Annotated in this window: 6 protein-coding genes; 2 read left to right on the top strand and 4 right to left on the bottom strand. The window is 68.8% G+C overall.

Annotation, left to right across the window (positions count from 1 at the left end):
* Positions 1-188 precede the first annotated feature (188 nt).
* Positions 189-572, bottom strand: a complete 384-nt coding sequence (locus B9G38_RS12195; protein WP_086220547.1) for a RidA family protein — start codon at positions 570-572, stop codon at positions 189-191.
* A gap of 159 nt (positions 573-731) precedes the next feature.
* Between B9G38_RS12195 and B9G38_RS12190 the strand changes: the two genes are divergently transcribed.
* Positions 732-980 carry a hypothetical protein gene (locus B9G38_RS12190; protein ID WP_086220546.1) on the top strand — a complete coding sequence of 83 codons (249 nt, stop codon included), beginning with the start codon at positions 732-734 and terminating at the stop codon, positions 978-980.
* Between the two features lie 44 nt (positions 981-1024).
* Here the strand turns inward: B9G38_RS12190 and B9G38_RS12185 are convergent, their stop codons facing one another.
* The 3 genes from B9G38_RS12185 to B9G38_RS12175 form a co-directional block, all read right to left on the bottom strand.
* The gene (locus B9G38_RS12185; protein ID WP_086220545.1) at positions 1025-1882 is read right to left on the bottom strand and encodes a hypothetical protein; all 858 of its coding nucleotides are present in this window, start codon (positions 1880-1882) and stop codon (positions 1025-1027) included.
* A gap of 72 nt (positions 1883-1954) precedes the next feature.
* A complete protein-coding gene (uvrA, locus tag B9G38_RS12180) occupies positions 1955-4906 on the bottom strand; it encodes an excinuclease ABC subunit UvrA (protein WP_086220544.1) in 2952 nt (983 codons plus the stop codon).
* A 96-nt stretch (positions 4907-5002) separates the two neighbouring features.
* Entirely contained in the window at positions 5003-7186 is a 2184-nt protein-coding gene (locus B9G38_RS12175) for a twin-arginine translocase subunit TatC (protein WP_086220543.1), read from the bottom strand.
* A gap of 215 nt (positions 7187-7401) precedes the next feature.
* Between B9G38_RS12175 and B9G38_RS12170 the strand changes: the two genes are divergently transcribed.
* Positions 7402-8520 carry a twin-arginine translocase subunit TatC gene (locus tag B9G38_RS12170; RefSeq protein WP_086220542.1) on the top strand — a complete coding sequence of 373 codons (1119 nt, stop codon included), beginning with the start codon at positions 7402-7404 and terminating at the stop codon, positions 8518-8520.
* Positions 8521-8905: the final 385 nt, after the last annotated feature.

Raw genomic sequence — 8905 nt, 5'->3', positions numbered from 1 at the left:
CATGGCGTCCAGCGAGTGTGTCAAGATTGTCTCCCTGCTTTCGGCCGATCGCCGCGAGAACACGTTCTCGCGGGATCTCTCCCGCTGTTTGCTCACGTAGCTCGTGAAGTTCTTCCAGAGTGATTCCGTCCAACCGACCCATTACTATAGAATACGACTATATTGGGAAATACTTTCGCACGACCGTATCAGTCGCCGCCGTCGAGCTCCGCCGTGACCGTGATCTCGACGTCGAGCGGCGCGGGGAGCCGAGACACCTCGACGCAGGTCCGCGCCGGGTACGGCTCCGAGAGGAACGACCGGTACGCCTCGTTCACCGCGTCGTAGTCGTCCATGTCGGTGAGGTAGACGGTCGCCGACACGATCGCGTCCGGGGTCGTCCCGGCCGCCTCCAGAATCGCGGCGACGTTTTCGAGCGTCTGCGTCGTCTGTTCGCCGACCGAGTCGGGCGCCTCCCCCGTGTCGGGGTCCACGCCCGTCTTCCCGGAGACGTGGACCATGTCGCCCGAGACGATCGCCTGCGAGTACGGGCCGAGCGCTTCCGGGACGTCGTCCGTCGTGATCTCTCGCATGACCGGGGCGACGGCGCGCCGCGGCATCAAGATGCGGGTCGCGGGGGTCGCCTCGGCCGCTCCGACACCGCCGCGAGGCGGTCGCCCCGACCCACGCCCCGTCCGGGCGTTCGTCGCCCCGCCGACATATTCATACAGGCTCGGTCGGAATCGAGCCGTATGCCAGCCGTGTCCCCGTTCGGCGTCCTCCTCTTCGCGGCGCAGGTCGGCGTCGGCGCTCAGGTGTCCCGCTTGCTCCCCGACCGTGACCGCGCCCGTCGCGCGGCCGTCGGGCTCGCCGTGGCGGTACTGGGTCTCTTGATCCTGTTCCGCTTCGGCGCCATCGCGGCGCTCACCGTCGACCTGATCGCGCTCCTCGTCGTTGCGAGAGCCGTCGGATCGCCCGGCCGTCGGCCGACGGCGGGGTAACGCGACGGTCTCGGCGCCGCGTCGTCCCGGTTACGATCGCACCCTCAGAGCCAGACGAGCCGCCACTCGCCGTCCGCGGTCGCGACGAGCCACTCCAGTTCGAACTCGTCGCCGTCGCCGTCGGTGACTGTCACCGAGACGACCGCGTTTTCCGCGGCGACGGTCTCGATCGTCTCGTCGTCCGCGGCTCCGGCGAAGAAGTCCGATACGCTCCGGACGCGCTCGGCGTCCACGTCCTCGGCGACGACGGCGGCCTCGACGAGCCCCTGACGCCGCGCGCCGTCGAAGAGGCCCGGCACGTCCGCCGCCACCTCGCCCAGCGGCGACGCGGGGTGCGAGAGCTCCCAGACGTCGTCGGCGAACGCCGCCGCGCTCTCGGCCTCGCCCGCCCGCCGGTAGTACTCCCTGACGACTGTCACCGGTCCCTCCGGTTCGCCGGGCCACACGACGCCCCACTCGCCGTCGTCGGTCGCGACGAGCCACCGACGCTCGAACTCGCCCCCGTCGCCACCGACGACGGTCGCCGAGACGACCGCGTTCTCCGCGGCGATCGACTCCAGCTCCTCGTCGGTGAGCGAGGCCGACAGGAATCCGGATATCGAGCGGATCCGGTCGGCCGAGACGTTCTCCTCGACGACCGCGGCGTCGGCGAGTTCCTGTCTCACCGTGGTGTCGAACGCCATTGGCACGTCCTCGGCGAGCGTCGAGAGCGGGGAGACGGGGTGCGCGAGCGGCGGAACGTCCGCCGCGAACGCCTCTGCGTCTTCGCTCGCGCTCGCCCGCCGGTAGTACGCCTCGACCGCCGTCGCGGGACCGCCGGCGTCGTCGGCGGTGGAGGAGCGCCCGGCCGCGAGCGCGAGGACCGCTGCGCCGCCAACGGAGAGGAACGACCGTCGTTCCATGACCGTGTGTCAAGCGATGTCGAGCAAAAGTTCTTTTCCCAATTTCGCCCCGAAAGCCGCCACAGACGCCGCTCAGTCGTCGTCCGCGACCGCAGGCTTCCGACGGTCGTCGCGGGGGCCGTCGAGGTCCACGTCGGGCAGCATGTCGCGGAGGTAGCGCCCGGTGTGCGAGGCGTCTTCCCGAGCGATCTCCTCGGGGGTACCGCTCGCGACGAGTTCGCCGCCGCCGTCGCCGCCCTCGGGGCCGAGGTCGATCACGTGGTCGGCGTTCTTCACGAGGTCGAGCTCGTGTTCGATGACGACCACGGTGTTGCCGGCGTCGACGAGGCGGTGGAGCACGTCGATCAGCTTGCGCTCGTCCTCCTTGTGGAGCCCCGTCGTCGGCTCATCGAGCAGGTAGAGCGTGTCGCCGGTCGCGCGCTTGCCGAGCTCCTCGGCGAGCTTGACGCGCTGCGCCTCGCCGCCCGAGAGGGTGGTGGAGGGCTGGCCCAGCTCCATGTAGCCGAGCCCCACGTCCTTCAGCAGTTTCAGGCGGCGTTCGAGCCCGCGGTGGCTCTCGAAGAAGTCGTACGCCTCCGCGACGCTCATGTCGAGCACGTCGGCGATGGTCTTCCCCTTGTACTCCACGTCGAGCGTCTCGTCGTTGTAGCGGGCGCCGCCGCACTCCTCGCAGGGGACGTACACGTCCGAGAGGAAGTTCATCTCGATCTTGACGGTCCCCTGCCCGCCGCACTCCTCACAGCGGCCGCCTTTCACGTTGAACGAGAAGCGGCCCTTCTCGTAGCCGCGGCGCTTCGAGAGCTTCGTCTCCGCGAACAGCTCTCGGACGTGGTCGAACACGTCCGTGTACGTCGCGGGGTTCGACCGCGGCGTCCGCCCGATCGGCGACTGGTCGATGAGCCGCACCGTCTCGACCCCGTCGAGCCCCTCGATCGCGTCGTGTGCGCCGGGATCGACCGAGGTGTTGTCGTTCATCTCTCGCGCCAGCCCCTTGTAGAGGATGTCGTTGACGAGCGTCGACTTCCCCGAGCCGGAGACGCCGGTGACGGTCGTCAACGTGCCGAGCGGGATCGGCACGTCGAGGTCCTTCAGGTTGTGCTGGCGCGCGCCCGTCACCACGAGTTCGCCGTCTGGCTCGCGCCGCTCGTCGGGCACCGGGATCGACTTCCGGCCCGCGAGGTAGTCGGCGGTCACCGACTCGTCGGTCCCGACCACCTCGTCGAAGTCGCCCTGCGCGACGACCTCGCCGCCGCGCTTGCCGGGGCCGGGGCCCATGTCGATGATCTCGTCGGCGCGCCGCATCGTCTCCTCGTCGTGTTCGACGACGAGCAGCGTGTTGCCGAGGTCGCGGAGCCCTTCGAGCGTGTCGAGCAGACGGTCGTTGTCGCGCTGGTGGAGGCCGATGGAGGGCTCGTCGAGGACGTAGAGGACGCCCACCAGTCCGGAGCCGACCTGCGTCGCGAGCCGGATGCGCTGGCTCTCGCCGCCGGACAGCGTCGACGCCTCGCGGTCGAGCGTGAGGTACTCCAGCCCGACCTCCTCCATGAAGCCGAGCCGCGCGCGGATCTCTTTTAAAATCTCCTCGGCGATCGTCGTCTCGCGCTCGTTCAGCTCCGCCTCCATTCCCTCGAAGTGCTCGCGGGCGTCGGCGATCGACAGCTCGTTCACCTCGGTGATCGACGTGCCGGCGACGAGGACGTGCCGCGACTGCTCCTTCAGTCGGGTGCCCTCGCACTCGGGACAGGTGGTCACGGCCATGTACTCCTCGATGTGGTCGCGGGCGCGCTCGGAGTCGGTCTCGACGTGGCGGCGCTCCAAGTTGGGGATGACGCCCTCGAAGCGCTCCGTCTTCTCGCGCGTGCCGTTCTTCGTCGTCCACTCGAAGTGGACCATCCCGTCGGTGCCGTAGAGGAACTGCCGCCGGATCGACTCGTTGAGCTCCTCGAAGGGCGTGTCGAGGTCGACGCCGAAGTGCTCCGCGACGTTGTCGAGCTGGCGCGAGTAGTAGGTGCGGTCGTAGCTCCACGGCTCGAACACGTGCTTCAGCGGCTTCGAGGGGTCCTCGACGACGAGGTCCTCGTCGACCTCCTTCGTCGAGCCGATCCCCTCGCACTCCGGGCAGGCGCCGTACGGACTGTTGAAGGAGAACGAGCGCGTCTCGATCGCGGAGAACTGCACGTCGGAGTTGGGGTTGCCCAGCTCCTCGGAGAACTCGACGACGAGGCGGTCGTCGCCGTCGGCGTCGGCCGCGAGCGATCCCGTCGAGCGCGCGTTCGACGCGAAGGGAACGTCCTCGGGCGGGTCGGGGACGATCAGCTTGAGGACGCCGCCCGCCTCCTCGAGGGCGGTCTCGACCGAGTCGGTGATCCGCGAGCGCGCGTTCGGGGCCACCCGAACGCGGTCGACGATCACGTCGATCGTGTGGTCGTAGTTCTCGTCGAGGTCGGGGTCGTCGAGGGTGAGATCGACGGGCTCGCCGTCGATCTCGACGCGGCTGTACCCGTCGCTCACCAGCTCCTCGAATAAGTCCTCGAAGGCGCCCTTCTGGTCGCGGACGACCGGGGCGGCGATCTTCGCCCGCGTGCCCTCGGGCAGGTCGAGGATCTGCTTCACCATGTCCTGGGCGGACTGCTCGCCGACCTCCTCGCCCGTGACGGGGTCGTACTGGGTGCCGATCCGGGCGTACAGCAGCCGGAGGTAGTCGTGGAGTTCGGTGACGGTCCCCACCGTCGACCGTGGGTTGTTCGCCGCGTTCTTCTGGTCGATCGAGATCGCCGGCGAGAGCCCCTCGACGGACTCCACCTGCGGTTTGTCCATCTGTCCGAGGAAGTTGCGCGCGTACGCCGACAGCGACTCGATGTAGCGGCGCTGTCCCTCTGCGTAGACGGTGTCGAACGCGAGCGACGATTTCCCCGAGCCGGAGAGCCCGGTGACGACGGTGAACTCCTCCCGCGGGATCCGGACGTCGAGGTCCTTGAGGTTGTGTTCCTCGGCGCCGCGGACCTCGATGTAGTCCTTGCTCATTTCACTTCGTCCGTTGCGGGCGCGCGCGGGAATAGTCGTCGGTCGCGGGGACCGGCAGCGCCCGTTCTCGCCGTCGGCCGCGCCGAGCGCGGGGACTCACTCCCCGACGAACTCCGCGGGCGGAGAGAGGTCCCGCCGCCCCCCGAAGGTGACGAGGAAGAGGACGCCGACGCCGACGCCGTACGCCAACATCAACGGGATCGTCGCGAGGAACATCGTGATCACGTCGGCGGGGGTGAACACGGCCGCGACGAGCAGGATCCCGATCGTCACCTCGCGCCAGCGGGCGCGGAACACGCGGTACGGGACGCCGGCGTTGTTCAGCAGGACCATCGCGATGGGAATGTCCGCGAGGAAGCCGATCCCGATGGTCGTGTAGATGACGAGCCAGAGGAAGTCGCTCACCTGGTAGGTGATGACCATGTCCGCGAGGCGCGCGTCGGTGACGAGCCAGCCGATGATCCCGGGGGCGATGTACGCGTACCCGAGCGCGAAGCCGCCGATCATCCCGGCGCCGAGCGCGCCCGCCCACAGGTACACCTGATAGAGCCGCCCGGCGACGAAGCCGCGCTCGCGGAGCGCGGGCCACGCGTAGTAGAGGGCCACGGGGAACGCGGCGAAGATCCCGAGCATCACCGAGAACTTCACCATGAAGATGAGCGCCTCGACCGGGTGGAGCGTGATGATGTTGATCCCGCCCTCGACCTCCGCGGGCACGCGCCGTTCGAGGTCGCCCCGGACCGTTCCGAGCCCGCCGAGGTACAGCCACGTGAACGCGGCCGCCATCACGGCGCCGAACACCGCGACGATCCGGAACGACCGCGTGCGCAGCGAGTCGAAGATGAACTTGAGGTCCGTGTAGTAGCCGCCGATGTCGTCTTCGGCCTCCTCCTCGTTGCCGTCGGTGAGCTCCGCGAGGAACGTCGAACTCGCCCGCGAGGTCCGGTTCTGGACGTTCCCGACGAGCCCGTCCTCGCCGCTGTCGCCGTCCGCGTCGCCGTCGCTCCCCTCGTTCGCCTCGTCGAAGCGGTCGAGGATCGCCTGCGCCTTCTCCGGGTCGTCGTCGTCGATCGCGGATTGCGCGAGCGCGAGCGACTCCTCTTCGCCCATCTCGGCGAACGCGTCCGCGGGGGCCGCCCGCACGCCCGCGGCGTCGAGTTCGCCCACGTCGATGGCGGTCGGGTCGCCGTACCGGTAGCCCGCGCTCGCGGTGTCGAGGTCGGTGTACACCGCCCACAGCGTCGCGACGGCCGCGAACGCGATCGCCCACGCGGCCGCGTAGACGCCGAGCGCGGTCGTCGGATCGACGCCGAGCCCGGCGCCCGGTTCGAGGAACCGCCGCGTGCTCCCCGCGAGCCGGAGCAGATCGTTGACCGCGGTTCGACCGCCGTACTCGTAGAAGCCGTACACGAGCGCGCCACCGAGGACGGTCGCGCCCCCGACGACGTTCCAGTGGTTCCGCACGGCGCCGAGCACGTCGATCCGGTCGGAGCTCCGTTTCGCCGTGACGACGAGCTTCGCGAGGTAGAGGCTGAAGCCGTACAGCGCGACCAGCGGGAACGCCCACAGTAGCTGGGTGAACGGGTCCGGCGGCGAGAAGACGGCGCCGAACACGAAGATGGCGACGACCGCGTAGCGCCACTTGTCGCGGAACGTCTCGTACGGGACGATCTCGGCGTACGACAGCCCGGTGATGACCATCGGCATCTGTCCGGCGAGGCCGAACGAGAGGGAGAGGAAGACGATGAACTCAGTCCACATCACGATCCCGTAGGTGGGCTGGATGTCGGCCTCCAGCCCGAACTCCGCGAGAAAGCCGAACATCAGCGGGAAGAAGGCGAAGACGCCGTAGGCGACGCCGGCGGAGAACAGCCCCGCGGCGAGCAGTCCGAGGAGCGCGAGCTTCCAGCGGGCGATCGGCGACTGCGGCCACATACCGCGAGCGCGGAGTTCGTCGCGGGTGACGTAGATCAGCGGCGGGATCGCGGCGATCGCGCCCACGATCAGCCCGATCTTCGCCTGGAGGAGGATCACTTCGAACGGGGTCGTCGCGATGATGTCCGCCTCCTCGGCGACGGCGGCGCTCATGTTGGACTCGGTCACCTCCCGCAGCCGGTCCCAGATGTACGTTCGGAGCGCCCAGAACGTCGCGAGGAAGCCGATGAGGAAGACGACGAACACCTTCTGGAGATCCTTCTGGATCGATCGAAGGAACGCCTTCGCCGTCTCGCGGCCCTCCGCGATCGACTGCTGGGTGTCTTCGTCGAGGGCGCTCGCCATACGGAAGGCGACGGTCGTCGCCGTTATCAACCTTTTCGACCGCGGGCGCTCCGGCCGCCGAGCCGTCGCGGGGCCGTTGAGCAGTTACGAGCCCGCCGGGCCCGGCCAGGCCGCCGCTTCGGTCGCTCCGTCGCCGCCGCGAGACCCGGTTTCGCCCCCGCGCGACGCAGCCATCCGAAAAGGTTGATAACCGCCCGGTCGCGTAGGGCAACTGAATGGACGACTCGGACCGGCCGCGCGACGACGACTCGGCCGCCGCTGACGGGTCGACCGACGAGGGCGAACCCGAGAGCGACGCCGCCGGAGAGGGCGGCGAGAGCGTCGAGTCCGTCGACGCCGCGTCCGAGAGCGTCGAGTCCGAGGTCGAAGCAGAGGTCGGACCCGAGGTGGACCCCGCCGCGGTCGACGCCGACTCGACCGCCTCCGCTGACGCCGACTCGACCGCCTCCGCGGCCACCGGCTCCGCGGACGCCGCCGACCCGTCGACTGACGGCCTCCCGGCGACGGACGACGCCCAGAGCCTCGGCGACGGCGGCACGCCGGCGACGACCGCGGACGCACCGACCGCCGACGCCGCCACGGCCGTCGAGGACGAGCCGTTCGAGGGTATCGAAGGGCCTGAGACGGACGAGGAGATGCCGCTGGCCGCGCACATCGAGGAGATGATGCGCCGGCTCGCGGTCGTCTTCCTCATCGGCGGGCTGGCGACGCTCGTCGTCGTCACCGAGTCGACGGAGCTGATCAACTACTTCTGGAGCTACCACATCCCGGCGCCGCTGGAGAACCGCCCGCGGCTGTACGGCCCGCTCGAACTCCCGCTCACCCGCCTGAAGGTGGCCGGTCTCGCGGGCGTCGTGGTCGGGCTCCCGGCGTTCGTCTACGAGACGTACCGGTTCATGCGCCCGGGACTCTACGAGACGGAGCGCCGCTACTACCTCGCGGCGGTCCCGACGAGCCTAATCTTAGGCGGTGTCGGGATCGCGTTCGCGCACTTCCTCGTGTTGCCCGCGATCTTCTCGTACTTCACCACCTACACCGCCGACGCCGCGACGATCGCCTTCGGACTCGCGGAGACGTTCAACCTGATCGTCATCATGCTCGCGTTCATGGCGATCGTCTTCCAGATCCCGCTTTTCATCATGCTCGCGATCATGATGAACCTCGTCACCCGGCAGTGGCTGGAGGCGAAGCGGCTGATCTTCTGGGGGTCGTTCCTCGGGATCGCGTTCCTGTTCAGCCCCGATCCGACCGGGATGGCGCCGATCATCGTGACGCTCACGATGATCGCCCTCTTCGAGGGGACACTCGCGATACTGCGCTGGACCGGGAACTAGATCCGGTCGGTGCTGTTTCTGAGGCGGATACTGCGTTGACGAGGAACATCGTCAAAGCCCCGGCCGATACGAATTTGTCGACGGCGAAGCGATCCGGGTGATCTGGTCCTCGGTCTGCTCAGCCTCTTCGGCCTCGTCGGTCTCCTCGTTCCGGCCGCGGTATCGTTCGTGTTGCTCGCGATCGCGATGGACCTCGTCACCCGAGAGTAGCCGGAGGCGAAGCGGCTGATCTTCTGGGGATTGTTCCTCATGATCGCGTTCCTCTTCAGCTCCGACCCGACGGGGGCGGCACCGACCTTCGTGTCGCTCACGACGATCGCCCTCTTCGAGGTGACGCTCGCGGTGCTGCGCTGGATCGGAAACTAAATTCGGTCGGTGCCGTTTC

This window comes from Halorubrum sp. SD612 (genome assembly GCF_002135005.1).
The sequence above is the reverse complement of the archived record's forward strand: the minus strand, read 5'-3'. Positions and strand labels throughout refer to the sequence as shown.

What these genes read in the sequence shown, in the direction of transcription:
- B9G38_RS12185 (WP_086220545.1), bottom strand. Translation starts at nt 1,882, where the DNA reads ATGGAACGACGGTCGTTCCTCTCCGTTGGCGGCGCAGCGGTCCTCGCG.
- B9G38_RS12195 (WP_086220547.1), bottom strand. Translation starts at nt 572, where the DNA reads ATGCGAGAGATCACGACGGACGACGTCCCGGAAGCGCTCGGCCCGTAC.
- uvrA (WP_086220544.1), bottom strand. Translation starts at nt 4,906, where the DNA reads ATGAGCAAGGACTACATCGAGGTCCGCGGCGCCGAGGAACACAACCTC.
- B9G38_RS12170 (WP_086220542.1), top strand. Translation starts at nt 7,402, where the DNA reads ATGGACGACTCGGACCGGCCGCGCGACGACGACTCGGCCGCCGCTGAC.
- B9G38_RS12175 (WP_086220543.1), bottom strand. Translation starts at nt 7,186, where the DNA reads ATGGCGAGCGCCCTCGACGAAGACACCCAGCAGTCGATCGCGGAGGGC.
- B9G38_RS12190 (WP_086220546.1), top strand. Translation starts at nt 732, where the DNA reads ATGCCAGCCGTGTCCCCGTTCGGCGTCCTCCTCTTCGCGGCGCAGGTC.